At 57.2% G+C, this 23,363-nt stretch carries 21 protein-coding genes; 6 read left to right on the forward strand and 15 right to left on the reverse strand.

Annotation, left to right across the window (positions count from 1 at the left end; translation table 11 throughout):
- Positions 1-10: 10 nt before the first annotated feature.
- The 7 genes from M8Q36_RS08885 to M8Q36_RS08915 form a co-directional block, all read right to left on the reverse strand.
- Entirely contained in the window at positions 11-286 is a 276-nt protein-coding gene (locus M8Q36_RS08885) for a hypothetical protein (protein ID WP_249880640.1), read from the reverse strand.
- Between the two features lie 184 nt (positions 287-470).
- The gene (locus M8Q36_RS08890; RefSeq protein ID WP_249880641.1) at positions 471-1,793 is read right to left on the reverse strand and encodes an ABC transporter substrate-binding protein; all 1,323 of its coding nucleotides are present in this window, start codon (positions 1,791-1,793) and stop codon (positions 471-473) included.
- Positions 1,786-2,859 carry an ABC transporter ATP-binding protein gene (locus tag M8Q36_RS08895; RefSeq protein WP_249880642.1) on the reverse strand — a complete coding sequence of 358 codons (1,074 nt, stop codon included), beginning with the start codon at positions 2,857-2,859 and terminating at the stop codon, positions 1,786-1,788. The genes M8Q36_RS08890 and M8Q36_RS08895 overlap by 8 nt, the downstream gene beginning before the upstream one ends.
- A 4-nt stretch (positions 2,860-2,863) precedes the next feature.
- Positions 2,864-3,688 (reverse strand): glycerophosphodiester phosphodiesterase GpdQ, encoded by an 825-nt coding sequence (gene gpdQ / locus M8Q36_RS08900; protein ID WP_249880643.1) that lies wholly within the window; start codon positions 3,686-3,688, stop codon positions 2,864-2,866.
- An 11-nt stretch (positions 3,689-3,699) separates the two neighbouring features.
- Complete coding sequence (locus M8Q36_RS08905) at positions 3,700-4,587, reverse strand: carbohydrate ABC transporter permease (RefSeq protein ID WP_020456390.1); 888 nt, start codon at positions 4,585-4,587, stop codon at positions 3,700-3,702.
- Positions 4,577-5,449, reverse strand: coding sequence for a carbohydrate ABC transporter permease (locus tag M8Q36_RS08910; RefSeq protein ID WP_045510194.1), 873 nt, complete (start codon positions 5,447-5,449; stop codon positions 4,577-4,579). The genes M8Q36_RS08905 and M8Q36_RS08910 overlap by 11 nt, the downstream gene beginning before the upstream one ends.
- 193 nt (positions 5,450-5,642) lie before the next feature.
- Positions 5,643-7,802, reverse strand: coding sequence for a TonB-dependent siderophore receptor (locus tag M8Q36_RS08915; protein WP_249880644.1), 2,160 nt, complete (start codon positions 7,800-7,802; stop codon positions 5,643-5,645).
- Positions 7,803-8,235: 433 nt separating this feature from the next.
- On the opposite strand from M8Q36_RS08915, the gene M8Q36_RS08920 reads away from it, so the two are divergent.
- The 5 genes from M8Q36_RS08920 to M8Q36_RS08940 are packed head-to-tail and all read left to right on the forward strand — an operon-like array spanning position 8,236 to position 13,001.
- The gene (locus M8Q36_RS08920) at positions 8,236-9,063 is read left to right on the forward strand and encodes an ABC transporter ATP-binding protein (protein ID WP_249880645.1); all 828 of its coding nucleotides are present in this window, start codon (positions 8,236-8,238) and stop codon (positions 9,061-9,063) included.
- Positions 9,060-10,085 carry a FecCD family ABC transporter permease gene (locus M8Q36_RS08925; RefSeq protein ID WP_249880646.1) on the forward strand — a complete coding sequence of 342 codons (1,026 nt, stop codon included), beginning with the start codon at positions 9,060-9,062 and terminating at the stop codon, positions 10,083-10,085. The genes M8Q36_RS08920 and M8Q36_RS08925 overlap by 4 nt, the downstream gene beginning before the upstream one ends.
- Positions 10,082-11,134 carry a FecCD family ABC transporter permease gene (locus M8Q36_RS08930; protein WP_249880647.1) on the forward strand — a complete coding sequence of 351 codons (1,053 nt, stop codon included), beginning with the start codon at positions 10,082-10,084 and terminating at the stop codon, positions 11,132-11,134. Before M8Q36_RS08925 ends, M8Q36_RS08930 begins: the two co-directional genes overlap by 4 nt.
- A 16-nt stretch (positions 11,135-11,150) precedes the next feature.
- Positions 11,151-12,098: an iron-siderophore ABC transporter substrate-binding protein gene (locus M8Q36_RS08935; RefSeq protein WP_249880648.1), complete on the forward strand. Its 948-nt coding sequence runs from the start codon at positions 11,151-11,153 to the stop codon at positions 12,096-12,098.
- A 9-nt stretch (positions 12,099-12,107) separates the two neighbouring features.
- Positions 12,108-13,001, forward strand: a complete 894-nt coding sequence (locus tag M8Q36_RS08940) for a MurR/RpiR family transcriptional regulator (protein WP_249880649.1) — start codon at positions 12,108-12,110, stop codon at positions 12,999-13,001.
- Here M8Q36_RS08940 and M8Q36_RS08945 read toward each other — a convergent pair.
- The 8 genes from M8Q36_RS08945 to M8Q36_RS08980 form a co-directional block, all read right to left on the reverse strand.
- Positions 12,998-13,414, reverse strand: coding sequence for a helix-turn-helix domain-containing protein (locus M8Q36_RS08945; RefSeq protein ID WP_249880650.1), 417 nt, complete (start codon positions 13,412-13,414; stop codon positions 12,998-13,000). The genes M8Q36_RS08940 and M8Q36_RS08945 overlap by 4 nt on opposite strands.
- On the reverse strand, positions 13,411-13,728 hold the full coding sequence (locus M8Q36_RS08950; protein ID WP_017457772.1) for a type II toxin-antitoxin system HigB family toxin: 318 nt from the start codon (positions 13,726-13,728) through the stop codon (positions 13,411-13,413). The genes M8Q36_RS08945 and M8Q36_RS08950 overlap by 4 nt, the downstream gene beginning before the upstream one ends.
- Before the next feature lie 79 nt (positions 13,729-13,807).
- Positions 13,808-14,968, reverse strand: a complete 1,161-nt coding sequence (locus tag M8Q36_RS08955; RefSeq protein ID WP_249880651.1) for a multidrug effflux MFS transporter — start codon at positions 14,966-14,968, stop codon at positions 13,808-13,810.
- 41 nt (positions 14,969-15,009) lie between these two features.
- Entirely contained in the window at positions 15,010-16,374 is a 1,365-nt protein-coding gene (locus tag M8Q36_RS08960; RefSeq protein ID WP_249880652.1) for an efflux transporter outer membrane subunit, read from the reverse strand.
- 2 nt (positions 16,375-16,376) lie between these two features.
- A complete protein-coding gene (locus M8Q36_RS08965; protein ID WP_249880653.1) occupies positions 16,377-19,484 on the reverse strand; it encodes an efflux RND transporter permease subunit in 3,108 nt (1,035 codons plus the stop codon).
- On the reverse strand, positions 19,484-20,605 hold the full coding sequence (locus M8Q36_RS08970; RefSeq protein WP_249880654.1) for an efflux RND transporter periplasmic adaptor subunit: 1,122 nt from the start codon (positions 20,603-20,605) through the stop codon (positions 19,484-19,486). The genes M8Q36_RS08965 and M8Q36_RS08970 overlap by 1 nt, the downstream gene beginning before the upstream one ends.
- Before the next feature lie 114 nt (positions 20,606-20,719).
- Positions 20,720-21,298, reverse strand: a complete 579-nt coding sequence (locus tag M8Q36_RS08975; RefSeq protein WP_249880655.1) for a TetR/AcrR family transcriptional regulator — start codon at positions 21,296-21,298, stop codon at positions 20,720-20,722.
- 265 nt (positions 21,299-21,563) lie between these two features.
- A complete protein-coding gene (locus M8Q36_RS08980; RefSeq protein WP_249880656.1) occupies positions 21,564-22,349 on the reverse strand; it encodes an NAD(P)H-dependent oxidoreductase in 786 nt (261 codons plus the stop codon).
- 87 nt (positions 22,350-22,436) lie between these two features.
- On the opposite strand from M8Q36_RS08980, the gene M8Q36_RS08985 reads away from it, so the two are divergent.
- The gene (locus M8Q36_RS08985) at positions 22,437-23,357 is read left to right on the forward strand and encodes a LysR family transcriptional regulator (RefSeq protein WP_249880657.1); all 921 of its coding nucleotides are present in this window, start codon (positions 22,437-22,439) and stop codon (positions 23,355-23,357) included.
- Positions 23,358-23,363 lie beyond the last annotated feature (6 nt).

Genomic DNA, 23,363 nt, shown 5'->3' on the forward strand with positions numbered 1-23,363 from the left:
TCAATACTTATCACCGATTGCACTGGCTAATCTGTTTATCCCGATGGGTTTTATACCCGACGCACTCCCCGGTGTGTGGATTGACGTAATACCGAATCGGCGAAGGCAAGATTTGCTCATAGAATGGCGTGCCGGGCGGTGAAGCCAGGTTGGTTTTGATTTCCCAATACTGAACACCGTCGAGCTCTACAAGAGCCGCAAGGTGCATATCATAGTCCCAGGAGTTGATGAAATTTTTTAACGCGAACGCTTTCGCGGATTCAATAGCTGCTTTCTCATCAATCATGGCTGGATAACGCCCTTACCGGTAAAGCGAATTGAACAACACTTTTCACGCGACGCGTGTTTGCAACAGGCCGATACCGCAAACGCGTGAACCTTTTGGCTGGTGTTCAAATGATACGGGAAAGACAGAGAAAATCATCGAGGAAAAAGGAGAACTACCCCGCATCCTTGCGGGGCTGAATGGCTTATTTCACGGCTTGCAGTGCCGTTTTCTCGACGTAGGGTTTCATCAAAGTATCGGCTTCTTTCTGCGCGGCTTCGGCGGCGGCTTCCGGGGTAACTTTCTCGTCGTTCACTACCGCAGCGAGCTGGTTTTCCATCGCTTTACGTACCGCGACCGTTTCGTAAGTGGAGTACCACGGGTGGGCATATTGCAACTGCTCCAGCGCAATCGCCGCACGTGGGTCCTGCTTCAGATACTCCTTCATCTCGGCGGTGTCGTAAGCGGCTTTCAGCGGTGAGAAGTAGCCGGTAAAGCGGCTCCAGGCGCCGTTGACCTCCGGGCTGACGAGATAGGTCAGGAACTGATAAGCCGCTTTTTTCTGTGCATCGTTGATGCCCTTAAAGCTCACCAGGCTGGCACCGCCAATCGGCACGGCGCGCTGCTCCTGAGCGGGCATCATCGCCACACCCAGCTCGAAATCTTTAGTGTTCTCACGCATAAAGCCCAGCGCACCGGTGCTCAGCATCGCCATACCCAGCTTGCCGGAGAAAAACGCGGCGCTGATCTGCTTGGAGTTCAGCACGCCGGAGGGCATCACTTTGTCTTTGTAGATCAGATCCTGCCAGAAGCGCAGCGCGCCGATGGTAGTTGGCGCGTTGTAATAAACTTCGCCGGGATAGTTTTCGTTGAAGTAGTTGCCGCCGTTGGCGCGCACCAGCGACGAGAAAATCCAGCCGCCGTAATCGTCGTTGGTCGAGGGCAGCATAATGCCCCACTGACCTTTGCTCTGGTCGGTGAGTTTTTTCGCGTCGTCCAGCAGCTCCTTCCAGTTCTGCGGCGGCTGTTTGATGCCCGCCTGGTCAAACATCGTTTTGTTGTAGTACAGAATCGGCGTCGAGTTGTGGAACGGAATGGCGTAGGTCACGCCCATCACCTGCGCGTTTTTGCGCATGGCAGGCCAGAACGCATTTTGCAGGAAATCACCCGCTTTTTTGTCGCCGTATTTGAACAGTTCGTCCATCGGCAGGATTTCATCTTTCAGCGCCAGATCGGTGGTGAAATTGGCGGACATGATCACCAGCGCAGGGGGCTGGCCCGCTTTCTGCGCGGATTCGGCTTTCATTTTGGTGGTGTCGTAATTGCCGGTGAAAATCCCGCGCACTTCCACGTCTTTTTGCGAGTCGTTAAACGCTTTGATAACGCGCGTCATCTCCATCGTCAGTTTGCCGTCCACCGGGGCCGGAAACATGAAATCAATCTTCTCCTGCGCGATAGCAGTGCCGCTAATGGCAAGGGTAATGGCGTAAGTAAGCACTCGCAGCGTCTTTGGCAGAGGCTTAGGCATGGTCTTTCTCCTGGTGTAAGTTAAGCAAGGTTTGCGCATCAAAAAGATGGCTATCAAGGGGTGAAAAACCGACGCGGAGTGTGTCCCCTTTATTGGGCACATCGCCTCTGTGACGGCGGATGTAGCGCAGGGTGCCAATTGGCGTGCTGACGTGGAGCTGATAATCGGCTCCCATCAGTTCCCGCTGAATCACCGTGGCGGGCAGTACCAACTGGCCCGCTTCCGGCGTATCGGTAATGTGTTCCGGGCGAATGCCCAGCCACACATCGGCGGCATCGCGCGCGTGAGCCGGTAACGGCAGGTGTTGCTCGTCCAGCAGCACGTAGCCACTGGCGCACGGCAGCGAGAGCAGATTCATCGCCGGTGAGCCGATAAACCCGGCGACAAACAGGTTTGCCGGGTGCACATACAAGTGCTCCGGGCGACCCACTTGCTGCACGTGGCCGCCATTCATTACCACAATGCGGTCGGCCATCGACATGGCTTCGGTCTGATCGTGCGTGACATAAATGGTGCTGGTTTTGAGCTGCTGGTGCATCGCCATAATGCTGTCGCGCACTTCGGTGCGCAGGCGCGCATCAAGGTTGGAGAGCGGCTCGTCCATTAAAAACAGTTTCGGGTTACGCACAATTGCGCGCGCCATCGCCACGCGCTGGCGCTGGCCGCCGGAAAGTTTGGCCGGTTTTCTGTCCAGCAGCGTGTCGAGCTGCAGCATTTGCGCCACGCGGTCGAGACGCGGTTGCCAGCTGGCTTTCTCTTCCTTGCGCACTTTCATGCCGAAGGTGATGTTGTCGCGCACGGAAAGGTGCGGAAACAGCGCATAGTTCTGGAAGATCATCGCGAAGTTGCGCTCGCGCGGTGAACGCGTGGTGATGTCGTCATTGTCGAGCAGGATCGCGCCGTCGCTGACGCTCTCCAGCCCGGCAATCAGCCGCAGCAGCGTACTTTTACCACAGCCGGAAGGGCCAACCAGCACCACGAATTCACCGTCGTGGATATCCAGCGTCAGCGCGCTGAGCGCTGCTTTGCCATCGAACTGTTTACTGATGTTTTGCAGTCTTAACATGGGTTTAACGCTCATCCACCGGGCAACTGATGTTTTCGTTGTATAACCACGGGCCAGCGTAATGCGACAGCGGATGCAGGTAACTGACCCACTGTTCGCCAATCTGGCGGTGCATCAGGCATGACGGCGGTGACATGTCGTAATACGGGCGCGTGTCTTCGTGGTAGTACGGCACCTGGTGCACCGTCGCCGGGATGGTGGCAATCGTCGCCTGGCGATACTGCGTCATGGTCAGGCTGTGGTTGTGACCGCAGAAAATGCGCGTCAGCGCCGGGAAGCGCTCCACCAGTTTCAATAACTGATGACCATTTTCGCAGGCGATGCGATCCATCTGCGCGTTACCGAGCGGCAACGGCGGGTGGTGCATAAAGATGGCGGTCGGTTTGTCTTTGCTGTCGCTAAGCTGCGCTTCCAGCCAGTTCAGCGTGTCGTTGGTCAGCCAGCCTTTCGATTGCCCGGCGAGGCTTGAATCAATAAACAGCAGGCGGGTGGCGAAATCATCAATCGCATAGCGCATGTTCTGCGGATCGCTGCCCAGATGCGGGCACAGCGGATGCAGGTATTCGAGAAAGTGGGCTTTGTCATCGTGGTTGCCAGGAATAACAAACAGCGGGTAGTCGAGGCTACCGAGGATCTGGCGCGCCACGCGGTACTCTTCCGGACGGCCGCAGTTAACAATATCGCCGCTGACCACGACCGCATCCGGGCGTTCGCGCAGCGCGTTAAGCTGGCATACCACATCGGCATTTCCGGCGTTGATATCAATAAAGCCGTACAGCTTCTCGTTCTGGCTGCGGAAATGGGTATCTGAAATTTGCGCTAAAAACATCACTCAACTCCTTATTTAATCCCGGAAAAGCCAAAGCTCCGGAGAAACTGCTTTTGAAAAGCGATAAACGCGACCATCAGCGGCAGGCAGACCATCAGCGTCCCGGCGCTGATCATCCCCCACTGGCCGCCGGACTCCGCGCCCATGGCGAATGACACCAGGCCGACCGTCAGCACCTGTTTGTCAGGATCGTTGAGCATCATCAGCGGCCATAAATACTCGTTCCAGTGGTAGGTAATGCTGACGGTGGCGAAGGCCAGCACCGACGGCCACGACATTGGCAACATCACGCGGAACAGCACCTGCCACCAGCGGCAGCCCTCCATCAGTGCCGCTTCTTCGATCTCTTTCGGGATAGCGAGAAACGCCTGGCGCATCAGGAACACGCCAAACGCCGAGGTGAAATAGGGCATCATCACGCCGGTCAGGGTGTTGAGCAGGCCGAAGGTTTTGAGTGTCAGCATGTTGGGGATCATCATCACCACCGGCATGATCATCAGTTGCACCAGAAACAGAATGAACAGTGTTTTCTTGCCGCGAAATTCGTGGCAGGCAAAGACGTAACCGGCGGTGGTGATGGTGAATAGCTGCACGAAGAAGGTGCCAAAGGCGAAAATCAGCGTGTTGGCGTAGAGGCTCAGCCAGTTGGCGCTGTTCCACGCGTCGCGGAAGTTATCCAGCGTGAGCGGAAAGCGCGGCAGAATCGACGCCATTCCTTCACCAAAGGTGGTGGCGCTGAAAGCAGACGAAAGCATCCAGATAAAGGGGCTCACCCACAACAGCGCCAGGCACACCATCAGCACCGCAAGCGTTACCGGACGGGAGTAGCGCAGGCGCAGCCACAACGGGCGCGCTACGGTCGTGCTGCGATTGATGGCAGGCGTGATTTCAACGCTCATAATGCGCTCCTCTTTCCAGCAGTTTCAGGTTAACCAGCGAGAAGATAAACAGCCCGACCAGCGTCAAAAACGTGGCGGCGGAGGCTTTGCCCAGATCGTGGGTATCCCAGGCGAGGTTTTGAATGTAATAGAGCAGCACGGTGGTGGCGTTGTCCGGGCCGCCGCGCGTCATCACCGCGACGTGATCGATCTGAGTAATCGAGTAGATGAGTGCGGTGGTAACAACAAAGCTGATGGTCGGGCGCAGCAGCGGTAGCGTCACCCTGAAGAACACCTGCGTTGAGGTTGCCCCTTCCATAACTGCCGCTTCACGCGTGGACGCGGGAATGCCCTGTAACCCGGCCAGAAAGAACAGCATGTAATAACCGGCAAACTTCCAGACACCAATCAGCGCCAGCGCAAACAGCGCGCTGTTGCTGCGCCCCAGCCAGTTGTTGTTCATCGGGCCAAACAGTTGCGCCAGGTAATGATCGAGCATGCCGAGGCCGGGCATAAAGATAAACAGCCACAGCGCGGCGGCGCTGACCATCGGGATAATCATCGGGAAGAAGAAGGCGGTGCGCAGCCAGCGGTTGATGCGGTGGTTTTCCCATAACGCCACTGCCAGTAATAGCGCCAGAGCGACGCCCGGGATCACCGTCAGCAGCAGATAAATCAGGTTATTGAACAGCGATTGCCAGAACACACTGTCATCCAGCAGGCGGGCGAAATTTCCCAGCCCGACATACGGCGCATCCTGCGTTGCCATGCGGGTATCGAACAGGCTGTCGTACACCGAGCGAAAGAGCGGAAAGTAGGTAAACAGCGCCAGGAATAGTAGTGACGGCGACAGAATCAGCCAGGGAAGCCAGTATTTTCTCATAAGTTTCTGAAAACGAATTTACGGGGTTCGAAAGCCAGAGAGTCTGTGAAAAAAATGCTGCAATAGGATGGCGCGCAAATGACTGTTTAGTGAACAGGTGTTCACTGTGAGGCGCTGGCGGGAAGGTGAGTGTTATGGGCAAAAAAGCCCCGCATCCTGCGGGGCACCTTTCTCACCGGTTCACGGGAGGAGATCAGAAATCCATTTTGACGGTGAACTGCACTTCGCGTGGATCGCCAATCTGGTTGCCCAGGTTGTTGGTGGCAATTGACGAGGTGTAGTACGTCTTGTCGAAGATATTTTTCAGGTTGACCTGCAACGTTACCGGGTATTGCAGTTTCATTTTGTATGCGGCAAACGCATCGGCAACCGCGTAGCCCGGCAGATAGTAATCCGCGCCGTTGGTAGCAGAGCGGCGGCTAACGCCATGACCGCCGCCGCCGAGAGTCAGCGTATTTCCGGCAAAGACATTATGAATGTCATAGGTCAGGAACAGTGAACCGGTGTGGCGCGGCACGTTCGGCAACGGTTTACCGGCGTAATCGGGATCTTCCAGCACTTTCGCCGCCGTGTAGCTGTAGCTGGCAATGACGTTCATGTTCGGCGTCAACGCACCGGCGAGATCCATTTCCACACCTTGCGAGCGCACGCGACCGGCGGTTTTCGCCACGGTATCACCGGCGATGATCTCGTTGTACAGCACGTTACGCTTATGGATGTCAAACGCCGTAATATTGGCGGTAACGCCGTCGAACAGATCGAATTTTGCACCCACTTCGTAAGAGGTGGAGGTTTCTGGCGGTAAGTCGCCGATATAGCTGGCGATGGACGACTGCGGCATAAAGGCTTTCGCTACGTTACCGAACAGCGAAACCGATGGCGTGAGTTTGTAGACCAGGCCAAATTTCGGCGTCCATTTTTCGTCGCTGCTGTCGGTATTGACGTTAAACGGACGGCCTTTCCCGGCGTACTGGGTGTAATACTGGTAGCGCATTCCGGCGACGGCGATCCATTTGTCGGTCAGGTATAACGCATCCTGCGCATAAACCGAGTAGCTCTCCTGCTTGATAGTTTGATCGCTGTCGGACGCGGAAACGGACGTACACTTGCGGGCATTGCCATAGCCTGGGTTGTAAATATTGAAATCTTTGACGTTTTTACAGCGGATCATGTCGGTACGCAGCAGATCGTAATATTCATACGAAACGCCGGTGAGGATCTCATTATAAAAACCGCCAATGTTCACATTACCCTGCAGGTCAGCCCGCGTGGTGTGCATACGCTGCGTGGATCCTTGGGTGGCATCCACACGGCGCGTCAGATTACCGGTGGCGGCATCGTAAGCCATCACGCGCGACTGATTATCGCTGTATTTATCCTGGCTGAAGCCGTACTCCACTTTCCCGGTCCATTCGCTGTTAAAGCGGTACTCGGCGTTCAACTGTGCGATGTCGGATTCACCGTCGGTGATGTTAAACGGCTCATCGAAACGGGTTTTTCTGTCGACGTTCACCGCCTGTTTGGTGGTGAGATCGAAGATTGTGCCGCGATCAAACGGTGTCTGGTAATCGCGGTGCGAGTAGAGCACGTTGACGGTGGCGTTATCGCCAAACCACGTCAGCGAGGGCGAAATAAAGGTGCTTTTCTCTTTACCAAAATTGCGCCAGTAATCTTCGTTTTGATACTCGCCAATCAGGCGGTACGCCAGCTGCGTTCCCTCAATCGGCCCGGTGACATCAAACTGGCCGGTTCCACCGCCAAAGCTCGAAGAGGTGGCGGAAACGGAGCCGCCGAATTGGCTTTCCGGGCGTTTCGTGACCACATTGATAAGCCCGCCGGGATCGAGAATCCCGTACAACGTGGACGCCGGGCCTTTCAGCACTTCAACGCGCGACACGTCGGCATTAAAGCTGCGCGGCACCACGGTGCGCAGGCCGTTGGTCATGATTGAGCCGTCGCGGTTGGCGCCAAATCCCCGGCGCACAAACGCATCCTGCGTGCCGCCGAGCGTGTTGGTTTGTACCACATTGCTGACGTTGTACAGCGCTTCGTCAAGGCTGGTGGCGTGTTGATCTTCCAGCACTTTATCGCTCACGGTGTTGACCACCTGCGGAATATCCAGCAGCGGCATGGACGTCAGCGTGGCGGTGGACGAGCTGAGCGGCTGGTAGCCGGAAGTCGCCTGTTTATCGGCGGAAGATGCGCCCGCCCGCACGGTGATGGTGTCGCCGTCTTTGCTTTGTTCCGGCTTGTCTGCCGCGTGTGTGAACGGTGTGAAAGCCGACCCTAAAAAGAGCGCGGAAAACAGCGCGCGCCCTTTCAGCCCGGAAATACAACGAGTTAACTCAGCCATTTAATCTACTTTTCCCGAAAAACCCTGAACAACGCAGGAGTGAACGTTTTTATCTTTATTGCCCGATTGCGCGACTCTACCCGTTTGCTGTGATCCACAGCGTCGGATATGTAATTGAGAATCATTCAATCATGGGGCTTTGTAGTAGTAAACGTAAAATGAAAGAAATTTGCTACAGCGGGTTCAGGTGTGAAATGCGATTTGAAAAACTGTGATAGATTCTGGTTATATTTTTGAATATAAAGTAATTATTTTTAATCGCCGCGATGCTGTTTTTTTGTAGAAACACAAAATAAAGGGGTGTTGGTTTCACTTGCGATGGCACTTGACTACTACAGCGGCAAACGGCAATATCGAAAAGAGAATGAGATTTATTTTTGTTTGATGGTTTAGTGCGCGGCTATTTTCATGAGCGTGCGGCGCAGGAGTCAACATGCCACAGCAAGTGGAAAATCAAGCCGCAGGGCAAGGGATCGTGCTGGAAAGCCTGTCGGCGGGCTACCACACCAAGGTGATTGTCAACGACATTACGCTTTCGATCCCTACAGGGAAAATGACCGTGCTGGTCGGCGCGAACGGCTCCGGCAAATCCACACTGCTCGGCACCATCGCCCGAATGCTCAAACCGCTCGGCGGCAGCGTGCTGCTTGATGGCAAAGCCATTCATCACCAACCCACTAAAGCCGTTTCCCGCCAGTTAGGTATTTTGCCGCAATCGCCGATTGTGCCGGAAGGGCTCACCGTCTTTGAACTGGTGTCGCGCGGGCGTTTTCCGTGGCAGAGCTTTATGCGCCAGTGGTCTGAAGAAGACGAACAGGCAGTCGTTGACGCGCTAAATCTGACCGGCACTGCGGAATTCGCCCATCAAACGGTAGACAGCCTCTCCGGCGGTCAGCGTCAGCGCTGCTGGATAGCAATGGCGCTGGCGCAGCAAACGCCGGTGATCCTGCTCGATGAGCCGACAACGTTTCTCGATCTGCGCTACCAGGTGGAGATCCTCGAACTGCTGCATTCCCTGACCCGCGATCATGGACGCACCGTGGTGGCGGTGTTGCACGATCTCAATTTCGCGGTCAACTACGCCGACACGCTGGTGTTCCTGAAACAGGGGCGATTACAAGGGGTGATTCACGAAGGCGATGCCTGTACCCCTGAGCTGATCAAACGCGTATTTGATGTTGATGTGCAAATGTCGATTAACCAGCTGACCGGTAAGCCCTTTTTTATGCCGTTTCGTAAACCGGACGGAACGGGCGCATGAGTAGCGTCGCGTTTTCTGCCCGCCGTCGTGCAGGGCGCGTGGGCGTGGCCTCTCTGCTGCTGGCACTGTTAGTGCTGGCGGCATCGGTCGCGCATCTTGGCCTTGGCGCGCGCTATATCGCGCCGCCAACCGTCATCCAGGCGCTGCTGGATTTCGATCCGCGCAACTTTGATCATCGCGTCATTATCAGCCTGCGTTTGCTGCGGCTGGTGGCGGCACTGTTCACCGGTGCCGCGCTTGGCGTGGCCGGGGCGCTGCTGCAATCGGTTATCCGCAACCCCTTAGGCGAGCCGCATATTCTGGGGCTGAATTCCGGTGCCGCGCTGGCGGTAGTTGCGTGCACGGCGCTCGGCATTAGCTCCGGCGACGCCGCATTCAGCCGCCCGTTGATTGCCGCAGGTGGCGCTGCACTGCTCTTTTCGCTGGTGATGGCGCTTTCATCTGCGGGGCGTTCGGGGTTTACGCCGATGAAAGTGACGCTGTGCGGCGTGGCCATCTCGGCGTTTGCCTCCTCAATTACCGCCGCGATCCTGATCCTTGATGAGCAAACGCTGCTCAGTATGCGCACCTGGCTGGCGGGCGATCTCGCCGGGCTGAACTGGGCGCAGATCCAGCATGCGGCAATAGCTGCCGTTATCGGTTTTGCGATGGCGTTATGGCTGGCTCCGGCACTGAACATGCTGGCGCTGGGCGACAGCATGGCGCGGGGGTTAGGTGTGTCGCTGATGCGCACGCGTGCATTGGCGCTGGTGGCGATTGCGCTGCTGTGTGGTGCGGCGGTGTCGGTGGCCGGACCGATTGGTTTTATTGGTCTGGTGGTGCCGCATATGGTGCGCCGTCTTGCCGGGGATGATTTACGTGTTGTCGTGCCACTCTCGGCGCTTGGCGGCGCGCTGTTGTTGCTGGTGGCAGATATTGCCGCCCGTACGCTGCTGGCGCCGCAGGAACTGGCAACCGGCGTGATGACCGCGCTGGTGGGAGCGCCGCTGTTTATCGCGCTGGCGGCGAGGTTTTTCAAATGAGCGGCCTGTTGCCGCGCGCCGGATTACGCCGTTTGCGGGTGGGTGGTTTTTCCCGTCTGCTGCGCCCGCATGCGCTGATGTGGATTTTGGGCCTCGCCATTGTGGCGCTGGCGTTACTGCTGACGGGCGTGACACAGGGTTCGTTGCCGGTTCCGGCATCTTCTATTGGCCGCGCGTTATTTTTCCCTCAGGCGCTGAGCAGCGAGCAGCAGTACGTGGTGTGGGACATTCGCCTGCCGCGCGTGCTGATGGCGCTAATGTGCGGGGCGATGCTCGGCATGGCGGGCGCGTCGATGCAGTCGATCACCCGTAACGGGCTGGCGGATCCTGGCTTGATTGGCGTGAAAGAAGGGGCGAGCGTAGTCGTGCTGACGCTGGTGCTGTGCTTTCCAGCCGTTGGTTTAGTCTGGCGACCGCTGGCCGGTATGGCAGGTGGGCTGTTTGCTGCCGGGCTGGTGATGGCGCTGGCGCGCGATGTTTCCCGCCCGCGCTTTGTGCTGCTCGGCATTGGTGTTTCCTGGACCTTTGCCGCCGGGATTGGCGCGTTTATGACCACCGCCGATGTGCGCGATGTGCAAACCGCGATGATGTGGCTGGCGGGCAGCCTGCACGCTGCCACCTGGCCGTTGTTGAGGGTGGCGCTGTGCTGGGCGGTTCCGGCAACATTGATTTTACTGGTAACTGCGCGCGCGGCGGATGTGGCATTGCTCGGTAATCAGGCGGCGACCGGTCTGGGCGTGCGCCTTGCGCACCTTCAACTGCTGCGCTTTATCGCGCCGGTGTTGCTCACCGCCGCCAGCGTTTCTTGCGTGGGCAGTATCGGTTTTGTTGGCCTGATTGCCCCGCATATGGCGCGCTTTCTGCTGCGCGGCGGCCAACGTGCGCTGCTGTGGGGCAGCGCAATGCTGGGTGGGTTACTGGTGCTGCTGGCGGATTCGCTCGGGCGGCTGGCTTTTGCGCCGCTGCAAATCCCCGCCGGGATTGTTATCTCGCTGATTGGCGGGCCGTTTTTCTTGCTGCTGCTGTGGCAGCGGCGCGATCGTTTATAACGCTTAAAGGTCTTGTATGCGCTTACTTTTTTCGCTGCTAGTGCTGGTTGGTCTGAGTGCCAGCGCCGCGGAACCGACACAGGTTTTCACCGACGATCTCGGGCGCGTGGTGACGGTGCCATTGCACCCGAAACGCATTGTGTCGTTACACGATCTCGATATCACTATTCCGTTGATTGAACTTGGCGTACCGCCGGTCGCCAGCCACGGGCGTACGCGCCCGGACGGCACGCATGTGCTGCGCTCCAGCGGCATGTTGACCGGTGTCGATTTTGACAATTCGGCGATGACATTTATTGGTTCAGCAGATATCGACATTGAAGCGGTGGCGGCGGCAAAACCGGATTTGATCATCACCGAGCCCAGTCGCAACACGCCGGTTGAGCAGTTAGCGAAAATTGCGCCCACCGTCAGCATCGATCATCTGGAGGGCGGTGCACCGGAGATCTATCGCAAGCTGGCGCAGTTGACCGGCACGCAGGCGCGCTTTGCGATCCTTGAGCGCCGTTATCATGAGCAGATCGCTGCGCTGAAAAAAACCATTGATACCAGCAAGATAACCGTGTCGGTTATTCAGGCTAACAACGGGAAAATCAACGCACTGCACAGTTATCACTCGCTGGGTCGCGTGCTGCGCGATGCCGGTTTTCGTTTTCCGCCGCTTATCGACAGCATCCCTGACGGCGGGCGCATCGACGTCAGCGCCGAGCGGTTGCCGGAACTGGATGCCGATTTCGTTTTTGCCACCTGGCGCGGCGATACCGGTGGTAAACCACAGGATGAAATGGCGGCCATGGATGCGGTGATGCCGGGCTGGTGTGATTTCCTCACTGCCTGTCGCCGCGGGCATTACGTGCTGATTTCTCGTGAAGAGGCGATCTCCAACTCGTTTGCCTCACTGAGCCTGATGGTGGCGCAGGTGCAGTCGCAAATTGCCGGTCGACCGTTACCGGCGGCCAAATAAGGGCGCACGATGCTGAACAGCAAAAAAGCGAAAACGCGCGTGGATGTGTATGGGGAACGCTTTCGGGCGCGGGCGCATACGCTGTCGCCGCGTTTGCAGGCGGTGGCGCGTTATATCAATGAAAACCGCGAAGGGGTGCTGGAGCATACGGCAATTGAGATTGCCAGGGCGACGCAAACCTCCGACGCCACGGTGGTGCGCGCGATTCAGGCGCTGGGTTTCGCCGGGCTTCGCGATTTGAAGCAGACGCTGGAACACTGGTTCGGCCCGCCGGTCTCCTCGGCGGAAAAGATGAGCACCACGGTGAGTGCGCTCTCGTGCGATGTCAATTCCGGCATCGATTTCGTGCTCGAAGGTCACCAGCACACCTGCGAAATTCTTTCCGCGCCGGATAACCGCTACGCGATTGCCCAGGCGGTGGCGCTGCTGGTTGAGGCGCGGCAGGTGGCGATTTTCGGCATTGGCGCATCGGGGATCCTCGCCGAGTACGCCGCGCGATTGTTCAGCCGCATTGGGTTACCCGCATCCCCCCTCAACCGCACCGGCATTGCCCTGTCGGAGCAGCTTATCAATTTACAGCGCGGCGATGTGCTGATCATGATGGCGCAGAAATCGGCGCATCGGGAAGGGCTGACCACGCTGAAAGAGACGCGGCGATTGGGGATCCCGGTGATTTTATTGACCAACGCTGTCGATTCGCGCTTTAGCCAGCAAGCCGATGTGGTGATCCACGTTCCGCGCGGCGGCGAGAAGGGCAAAATCCCGCTGCACGGCACCGTGTTGCTGTGCCTGGAGATGATCATCTTGTCGGTGGCGTCAGCGACGTCGCAGCGGGCAATTAAAACGGTGAAACGCATTAATGAGTTTCACCGTGGGTTAAAACCGGGCGGGAAGAAGGGTTAAGAAATAAACATCAGCGGTGATACGTCAAAACGTTTGGCTAACTTCTTAATATGTTTAAGGTTAAGCTGGCGCTCGCCGTTGAGCACTCTCGATACCATCGATTTGCTGCCAATTTCCTCCTGAAAATCAGACGTCGTCAGTTGGTGCTGATCCATCAGTGTTCTGAGCACCGCAAGTCCTGTCGGCATTGCCGCCATCTCTTCACGCAAGGCGATAATTTCCGGTTGGTTATTTTCGTAAGCACTAATTTTCGCACAAACGATATCTACCAGCGGGCTATCGGGATTGTCTATTAACAGTTGTTCTACCAGTTCCAGCGCATCCTGATAGTCTTTCTCCGTCGGATGTTCTCCCAGCAGCGGGACCGCAGCGATGAGCGCATGGGTGGCTTTTAATGCATCAGCGACGATCATTTTTTCTTCCCCTTAGTACGATGCTGTTCGGTAAAACGGTCGTATTCCTTATGTGTGAAGATATGGCGCACATAAAACTTTTGGCTTTCGAAAAAGATCAGTGCCACAACCCTTAAATTATTATTCGCAATATCAATAATGTAATGCTTACTCAGATATTTGAAGTTATCCAGTGTGGGATACAACTTCTTGAGATCCTCTGGCGTTGGGCAGTGCGCTTTTTCGATGGTTTTCGCCAGAGTGAGTAGCGCAACTTTGTGTTGAGGGAAGCGTAAGACTGCTTCCTGAATCGCCTTCAATGATATTAAATGCATTCCTTTACCTTGTGCGTCCGTTGCCAATAAGTCAACAATACGGTATTGGTTGCCATTTAGTCAACGATTTTGTGTGCTTCTAGCGATGACGCCGCCCACACCGATAAACTACCAGCGCGGCGCTGTAAGCCATCACAATCGCGAGGCTCATTTTCCACATCGCTTCACCGCCGATGCCGGAAAGTGGCGTGGCAATGCCGCCGAAGATAAACATCAGCATCCCCAGCAGCGCCGAGGCGGTGCCGGAATCGCGTGCTTCCACGCTGTTCATCGCTGCCGAACCGGCGATGGTGGAAATCCCGCTGTTTAGCGCGACGGTGAAAAACAGTCCTGCCAGCGCCAGCATTGCCATGCCGCGCCATGCAAAAAAAGCAGTCAGCAGCGCGGTGATCACCGCCAGTACCAGCCCGATGCCGAGCAGTTTCTGCCCGTCAATACGCCGCGCCAGGCGGGCAAAAATCAGTGCTGAAATAATCAAGCCAATCCCGTTGAAGCCAAACAGCAGGCTGAATTGCATTGCTGTAAGGCCATATTCGTTTTGCAGCACGAACGAGGATGAACCGATATACGAAAACAGCCCGGCCAGCATAAAGGCCTGGATAAAGCAGTACATGGAAAATGGCTTGTTCTTCAGCACATTGACAGAGGTTTTTAACAGCGAGCCGCCGTGGTTTTTCTCCTGCAGAGTCTCTTTCAACACCAGCATGGCAGAAAGCAGCAGTACCACACCGATGACCGCCATGGTCCAGAACAGCGCCCGCCAGTGCAGGGTTGAGGTGATATACCCGCCGAGCACCGGGGAAACAATCGGCGCAATGCCGTTAATGGTCATCAGCAGGGCGAAAAATTGCGTCAGCAGCGTGCCGTGATATTTATCGCGCGCGATGGCGCGTGACAGCACGGAACCGCCCGCTCCGGCAATGCCCTGAATAAAACGCCAGAAAATCAGCCAGTAGATACTCTGCGTAGTGGCGCACAGTACTGAGGAGACGATAAATAGCAGCAGCGACAGCAGCAGCGGGCGTTTGCGACCCATCCGGTCGCTGAGTGGCCCGAAAAAAAGCTGCCCCAGCCCTAAGCCGATAAGCGAAGCGCTCAGCGAAAGCTGGATCAGCGTGTTTGATGTGCCCAACTGTTGGCTGATATCCGGCAACGCGGGCAGGTAAAGATCGGTACAAATCGGCCCCATGGCCGTGAGCATGCCCAGCACGATGGCAAAGGCGGGAGAAATCCGTGACATAACTGCTCCGAAAACGCGCCGGTCAGCCCGGCGCAAAGGGATTAACTGACGCCACCGCCCAGCGATTGCCAGAGCGTTACGCGGTTTTGCAGATCGGTTTGTTGCAGCGAAATCAGCGACTCTTTTGCCGTCCACAGCGCGCGCTGCGCGGTCAGCACCGACAAGTAATCGCCGGTTCCGGCGCTGTACTGGCGCTGGGCGATATCCAGCGCTTTCTGTTCTGCGGCGACATATTCACGCTGCGCGTCGAGTTGTTCGTTGAGCGTTTCGCGCCGCGCCAGCGCATCGGCAACATCTTTAAACGCGCTCTGAATGGTTTTTTCGTAGGTCGCGATCAGCCCTTTTTTCTGTGCTTCGGCGTAACGCAACTGCGCGACATTTTTCCCCCCGGCAAACAGCGGCAGCGAAATGGACGGCGCGAAAGACCACACTTGCAGGCCGTGGCTAAATAAGGAGGAGAGCGAATCGCTGCCCACCCCGGCGCTGGCTGTCAGCGAAATAGTCGGGAAGAAGTTCGCCCGCGCTGCGCCGATGTTAGCGTTCGCGCTTTTCAGGTTATGTTCCGCTTCCTGAATATCCGGGCGACGCAGCAGCACGGAAGAAGACACGCCCGCTGGCGTCAGCGTAATGCTGTTGTCGGCAAGACTCTCCAGCGTACCCGGCAGCAGCGACTCCGGTACCGTGTCGCCCGCCAGTAAATTGAGCGCGTTTTTATCCTGTGCCACCTGCGTTTGGTAGCTGGCGACGCTGGCGCGTGCCTGCTGGAACACCGCCATGGCATCGGCGGTATCACCGGCGGCGGCCACGCCGATCTGCTGTTTGCGTTTGACAATGTTCAGCGAGTTTTGCGCGCTCTCCATCGTCTGCTTCGCAAGTTCAAGATTGCTGTTATCCGCCGCCAGCGTCACCCAGGCGGTGGTGATTTCCGCCACCATGCTCAGGCGCGTGTTTTGCGCGGTGTACTCGCTGGCAAGCCAGGTTTCACGCTCTGCGCGGGTCAGGCTCTGGTTACGGCCAAACAGATCCAGCTCGAAGCTGGAAACCGCGCCATCGGCTTCGGCGCTGCTGCTTAAGCCTGTGGCAACGGTGCGGCTGCGTGTGCTGCTGAGTTCGGCATTCAGCGTCGGGAACAGCGAGGCGCGGTCTTCGGCATACAACGCGCGCGCGGCATCGATGTCGGCAATCGCTTTTTGCACATCGCGGTTATGGGTCAGCGCACTGCTGACCACTTGTTTCAGGCGGCTGTCGTTAACGATCTGCTGCCAGTCGGCGGCCACGGCTTTCGCCTGGCCTTGTGCGCCCGGTAACGTCGCGGGAACGGGGGCCTGCGGGCGCTGGTAAGTCGGGTCGAGAGAGACACAACCGGCACTCAGCAGGGCGAGGAAAAGAACACTGATACGCAACATGATTACTCCTGACGTGCGCGTTTACCGGTGAACAATTTTTTCACCAGCACAAAGAACAGAGGGACAAAGAAGATTGCCAGCAGCGTCGCGGTGAGCGTCCCGCCGATGATCCCGGTGCCGATAGCGACGCGGCTGTTCGCGCCTGCACCAGTAGCGACAGCCAGCGGTGTAACCCCGGCGATAAACGCCAGTGAGGTCATCATGATCGGGCGCAGGCGAGTCCGCGCCGCCCGCAGCGCCGCACGTGATAAAGAGCTGCCCTGGTGAACTGCCGCTTCGGCGAACTCGACAATCAGGATGGCGTTTTTCGACGACAGGCCAATGGTGGTCAGCAGCGCGACCTGGAAGTAAACGTCGTTACTCAACCCGCGCATCCACGCCGCCAGCGCCGCGCCCAGCAAGCCCAGCGGGATAACCAGGATCACCGAAAGCGGTACGGACCAGCTCTCATACAGCGCCGCAAGGCACAGGAACACCACCATGATGGAGATGGCGTACAGGCTCATGGCCTGGCCGCTGGCGAGTTTTTCCTGCAATGACAAGCCGCTCCACGCCCAGGTTGTCCCGGCCGGTAAGGTGTTGGCGAGGTTTTCCATTTTGGTCATCGCCACGCCGGAACTGAAGCCGCTGGCATTCTCGCCCTGAATCTCATACGCGGCGGAACCGTTGTATCGCACCAGCGTTTCCGGGCCATATTCCCAGTGCGTGGTGGCGAAGGCCGAAAACGGGGTCATGTCGTTATTGCTGCCGCGCACAAACCATTTATTCAGATCCGAAGGTGAGGCGCGGGAATCGCTTTCGCCCTGGATATAGACCTTTTTCACGCGTCCGCGATCGATAAAGTCATTCACGTAGGTACCGCCCCAGGCGCTGGAGAGCGTATTGCTGACATCGCTCAGTGAAAGCCCCAGAGCCACCGCTTTGTTGCTGTCGATATCGACCTGTAACTGCGGCGTTTCCGGCAGCGCGTTGGCGCGCACGGCGGTGAGTTCGCTGCTCTGATTAGCATTCGCCAGCAACTGATTGCGCAGCTTCAATAACTGGTCGCGATCGGTGCTGCCGCTGGCGAGCAACTCAAAGGTGAAGCCGTTGCTTTGACCGAGCCCGTCCACTGAAGGCGGCGTCATGGCGAAGATGCTGGCATCGCGGATGCTGCTTAACTCGCGGCTGGCGCGCTGGGCAATCGCCTGTGCGGTATTTTCCGCGCCTTTACGTTGCGACCAGTTTTTCAGTGAAACGAAGGCCATCCCGGCGTTCTGTCCGCTGCCGCTAAAGCTAAAACCGGTCACGGTGAAGATAGCCTCGGTGTTGGCTTTTTCGGTGTTGAGGAACCAGTCGGTCACTTTGCTGGCCACCGCGTCGGTACGCGTGGCAGTCGCCCCGGCGGGCAGGGTGAACTGCACCATGATCTCGCCCTGGTCTTCTGTCGGCAGGAAACTGCCAGGCAGACGCCACATCACAAACGCCATGGCTGCGCAAAGCACGGCGTACGTGCCGACCACGGTAACCGTGCGGCGCAGCACGCGTAACACACCGTGTTGATACTTGTGCTCGGTGTTGTTGTAAAAGCGGTTAAACGTGCCGAAGAATCCTTTTTTATGCGGCGTGCTGTGTTGCATTACCGAGCCGCAGAGCGCTGGCGTTAAGGTCAGCGCAACGATGACCGACAGCGTCATTGCCGAGATAATGGTGACGGAGAACTGGCGGTAAATAACCCCGGTGGAACCCCCAAAGAAAGCCATCGGCAGGAAGACGGCGGAGAGCACCAGTGCGATAGCGATCAACGCCCCGGAGATTTCGCCCATCGATTTGATGGTCGCTTCGCGGGCGGGCAGGCCTTCGTCGCGCATGATGCGCTCGACGTTCTCCACCACCACAATGGCGTCATCCACCAGCAGACCGATTGCCAGCACCATGGCGAACAGCGTCAGGGTGTTGATCGAATAACCAAACAGCGCCAGCACGCCAAATGTCCCCAGCAACACCACCGGCACCGCCAGCGCCGGGATAAGCGTGGCGCGGATATTTTGCAAAAACAGGTACATCACGCAGACCACCAAAATGATGGCTTCAATCAGCGTTTGCACCACGTCTTCAATCGAGATCTTAATAAATTCGGTGCTGTCTTTCGGGTATGCCACGTCGTAACCCTGCGGCATACTGTGGCGGTATTCGGCGATTTTATCTTTCACGCGTGTCGCGGTATCCAGCGCGTTCGCGCCGGGCGCCAGCATCACCGCCAGACCGGCAGCCGGGTGGCCGTTCAGCTTCGCTGAAGCGACATAATCTTCGCTGCCCATTTCAACACGCGCGACATCTTTCACCCGCACGACAGCGCCGCTGCTCTCGCTTTTGATGATAATGTCCTGGAACTGCGCCACAGTTTGCAGGCGCGACTGGGCGCGCACCGTGGCGGTGAGCTGTTGTTGACCGGAAGAGGGTAATGCACCGATTTTACCGGCAGAAACCTGTACGTTTTGCGCTTCAATCGCCGATTGCACATCGGACGGCATCAGCGAGTACGAGGCGAGTTTGTCAGGATCCAGCCAGATTCGCATCGCGTATTCCGCGCCGAACACCTGCAAGCTACCGACACCGTTCACGCGCGCCAGTGGATCCTGCATGTTACTGACCAGCCAGTCGGCAATATCGGAACTGGTGGCGCGGTCGGTTTTGTCGTACAGCCCCATGATCAGCAGGAAGTTGCTCTGGGATTTCACCACCGTCACGCCGGATTGGGTGACTTCCGTTGGTAAGCGGGACTCCGCCTGCTGCACTTTGTTTTGCACCTGCACCTGCGCGGTATCCGGGTCGGTGCCCTGCTCAAAGGTGACAGTAATATCCACCTGGCCATCGGAGCTGCTGGTAGAGGTGAAATAGAGCAGGTTATCCAGCCCGGTAAGTTGCTGTTCGATTACCTGGGTGACGCTGTTTTCCAGCGTCTGCGCCGAGGCGCCGGTATAGGTGGCGCTGATCTTTATCGCAGGTGGCGCAACATCCGGATACTGCGCGATCGGCAAGGAGCGGATCGCCAGAATACCGGCCATCATGATAAGGATGGCGATCACCCAGGCGAAAACCGGGCGGCGCACAAAGAAGCTGGAGAACATCAGGCTTTTCCTCCATTGTCTTGCGGGATCTCAACGGCTTTCACAGTCGATCCCGCAGCGACTTTGTCGGTGCCTTCAACAATCAGCTTGTCGCCATTTTCCAGACCTTTCAGGACTAACCATTTATCGCCATAGGTATCGCCGGTTTCGATGTTGCGCTGCTCAACCTGATTCTGCGCATTGACCACCAGCGCAGTGGCATTACCTTTCGCATCACGCGTGACGCCTTGCTGCGGCGCGAGGATCGCGTTTGCCATCACCCCTTCTTCCACACGGGCGCGCACAAACATCCCCGGCAGCAGTTGCTGATGTGGGTTTGGGAACACCGCGCGCAGCGTGACGGAGCCGGTGGATTCATCGACGGCGACTTCGGTTAGCGCCAGGCGGCCTTTTTCGCTGTAAGTGCTGCCATCTTCCAGCGTCAGCGTGACGGCGAGCGTGTTGCTGTCGCTGGCCAGCGCTTGCTGGCGCAGGCGCAGCAGATCGACGCTTGAGCGGGTGAGATCGACATACATGGTGTCGAGCCCGCGCACGGTTGCCAGCGCCGTGGTTTGTTCCGCCGTGACCAGCGCACCAGGTGTGACGGACGAGATGCCAATGCGCCCGCTGATCGGTGAAGTGACGGTGGTCCAGTTCAGGTTGATGCGCGCGCTTTCCAGCGCCGCTTTTTTCGCGCTCACGCTGGCTTTGTCCTGCGCGCAGGTGGACTGCGCATCGTCAGCGTCCTGGCGCGAGACGCCATCCTCTTTCACCAGTTGCGCGTAGCGGGTGGCTTTCTGGCAATCGGACGTCACCAGCGCCTGCGCTTGTTTCAGCGCGGCGTCGGCTTCATCAAACGTGGCGCGGTAGCTGGAAGGATCGATCTGGTAAAGCGCCTGTCCGGCCTTTACCGTATCGCCTTCCGTAAACAGGCGTTTTTGAATAATGCCACCCACTTGTGGTCGCACTTCTGCGGAGAGTGACGCGGCGGTACGTCCGGTTAACAGGCTGGTCACGGCGAGCGGCTGGCTTTTCAGGGTGACGACGCCGACTTCCTGAGTGGGGTGTTGTGCAGGTGGTGTGGCGTTATCACATCCAACCAGCGCGAATGCGGCCATCAACGTTGTAGTTATTAACTTCATGAGTATTTCCTGGCATAAGCGAAGCCTGCCCGTTTTTAAAACAGGATAATAAGCAGGCGAGTTAACGCTTATTTCCGCAGGGCTAGAAATAAGCGTGGGTTTATATTTGTCGGGTTATTTCTTTGGCAGAAATATCATTGTGATAATTTCCTGATACAGCTCTTTTAATTGTGCCGGGTCGCATTTTTGTGGCGTTAAACGGCGCAATGTCGCACCTTCCATCAGGCCAGCCAGCAGCTCAACGCAGCAGCGCACCTGCTCGGCGCTTAAATGTGGATGTCGGCTCTGCATATGGTTGCAGGCATTGTTAAACATGCGGGCGTCGGCTTCGACCATCATTGCCTGAACTTGTGGGTTGCGCGTCGCTTCGGCGGACATCTCCAGCATTAACGCGTCGTCATCCGGGCTAAGCGTTTGCCGCCAGGCCAGCACCTCCGGCAGGTGCGTGGTTTCGGCTTTGTTTTCCATTTCGGCGATGCGGTAGTCGATGATTCGCCGAACAATCTCCTCAATAATGGCATCTTTGCTGCTGAAGTAGCGGTAGATCTGCCCGACGCTCAGCTGGGCTTCCAGGGCGATTTGCGACATGCTGGCGGCGTGAAAGCCGCTCACGCGAAAACGCCGACGGGCGGCGGCGATAATCTCATCTTTACGCTGCTGATGGCGTTGTTCCTGCGTGGTTTTCGGCGGCATCGGTAACCCTCGGTTGATTGCTTTTTGAGAGTGATCGTTCTCAACTTCGGATAGATTAAACGAATTTATATTTTTCGCGTAAACATTTCCTGCGCAAATTATTGGAATTTACAAAACTTACTATTGTGAAGAAATAATGAAAAACAATGGAGAAATGCGCCAGAAAATAATAGCGAAGAGAGTTGATATTAATTTGAAGAGATTGTGAGGGATTGCAAATAGAGTAAACCGGTGCCATTTATCGGCACCGGTTATTTTTGTGCGTTTATTCTTTTCTTTGCTGATGAATGGCCAGCCCACTTTCGCCCGGCGCAATCTCCGCGCGCAAAGTTAACGCCGGAATGGTGTAATCCCCGCCGTTTTGCTGGCGAAACGGCAGCGGTGGCGTCTGCCATAACGTATCCAGCCGCTGTGCCAGTTCTTCACGGTGGGTGGCGAATCGCGCGTTATCAACACGGCTGGTGCGATAAATTACCAGCGGCGGCAGCACCTCAAAACCGGGGTAAAACAGCATGCCGTGCTGGATCGGAAACAGAATGTCGTTGATAGGGCCGTTGATACCGCGCGGGCTGTAGTGCGATTCCCAACCGCCTGCGGTGACCAGCAGCATGGCGCGCTTACCGGCCAGGCTGCCTTCACCGTAGCGATCGCCCCAGTGCGTGTCGCTGTGCTCGCCGACGCCGTAGGCAAAACCGCAGGCATAAACGCGGTCGAACCAGCCTTTCATGATGGCGGGCATGGAAAACCACCACAGTGGAAACTGGAAAATCACCGCGTCGGCCCAGCGCAGTTTGGCCTGTTCGGCGGCGATATCCGCAGCTTGTCGGCCCTGCTCGAAGGCGTGTTTCGAATCCGCCGACGGGTTGAAAACATCGTTAACGGGCGCATCAAGGCTGTCGTTCGCATCGAGCTGCGCTTTCCACTGCATGGCGTACAGGTCGGAAACCTCGACGTGGTGACCTGCTTTTTCAAGATGCTGCACGGCGAATTCTTTCAGCGCGCCATTCAGTGAATGCGGCTGCGGATGGGCATAAACAATCAAGACATTCATAACAACTCCCGGCAATAAGATTGAAGCTGCAGGGTAGGTGAAGCGCAGATATAGTAGAAATTAATTGCTGATATCACAGGTATAGCCATGATTAATCTCAATCGCCTGGATCTGAACTTGCTGCTGACGCTTGATGTACTGCTCCGTGAGCACAATGTCACGCGCGCGGCGCAGCGGCTGAACCTGTCCCAGCCTTCGGTGAGTGTGCAACTGGCGCGGTTGCGGGAGATCTTTGACGATCCACTGCTGCTGCCCGGCCCGCGCGGTATGCAGCCAACAGTGCGGGCGGACGAGTTGCGCGAACCGCTACGCCAGGCGCTGGAAGCGCTGGAGCGCGCGGTGTCGCCAGTCAACGCGTTTGATCCCGCCCGCGCCAGTGTCACCTGGCGTATTGCGGCGACGGATTACACTGAATCGGTGGTGCTGCTGCCGCTGCTTGGCACTTTGCGTCGCGACGCGCCCGCCAGCCGCCTCGCGGTGTTTGAGCTTAACCCCGGTCAGATTAAGCGCCAGGCCGAGCAGGGCGATATCGATCTGTTCTTCCATTTGCGTGAAGGCGCACCAGCGTCGCTGCATCAGCGGTTATTGTTTACTGAGCGCTATGTGCTGGCCGGTCGTGTAGGCCATCCGGCGCTTAAACGTCGCCCGTCGCTCAAACAGTTCTGCAAGCTGGAGCATGTGATTGTCTCGCCGGAGGGCGGTGGTTTTCAGGCGGCAACGGACGATGCGCTGGCGGCTCGCGGGTTAACGCGTAATGTGGTGCTTTCGGTGCCGCACTTCCTGTTTATGCTGGATGCGCTGGCGCGCACGGATTTGGTCGCCGTGCTGCCGGAGCGGCTTGTCGCCACCACTGGCGCGTTGCAAGTGGTTGATCCACCTCTTGATCTGCCGGGCTTCGACATGCTGATGCTCTGGCATGAGCGGCTGCACCGCGATCCCGGACATAAATGGCTGCGCCAGCAGGTTCTCGCTGCGTTGGCAAACGCCGACAGTATTAACCCTCGTTAATGCGTA

Source organism: Kosakonia sp. R1.Fl, assembly GCF_023516815.1.
Classification (GTDB): Bacteria; Pseudomonadota; Gammaproteobacteria; order Enterobacterales; family Enterobacteriaceae; genus Kosakonia.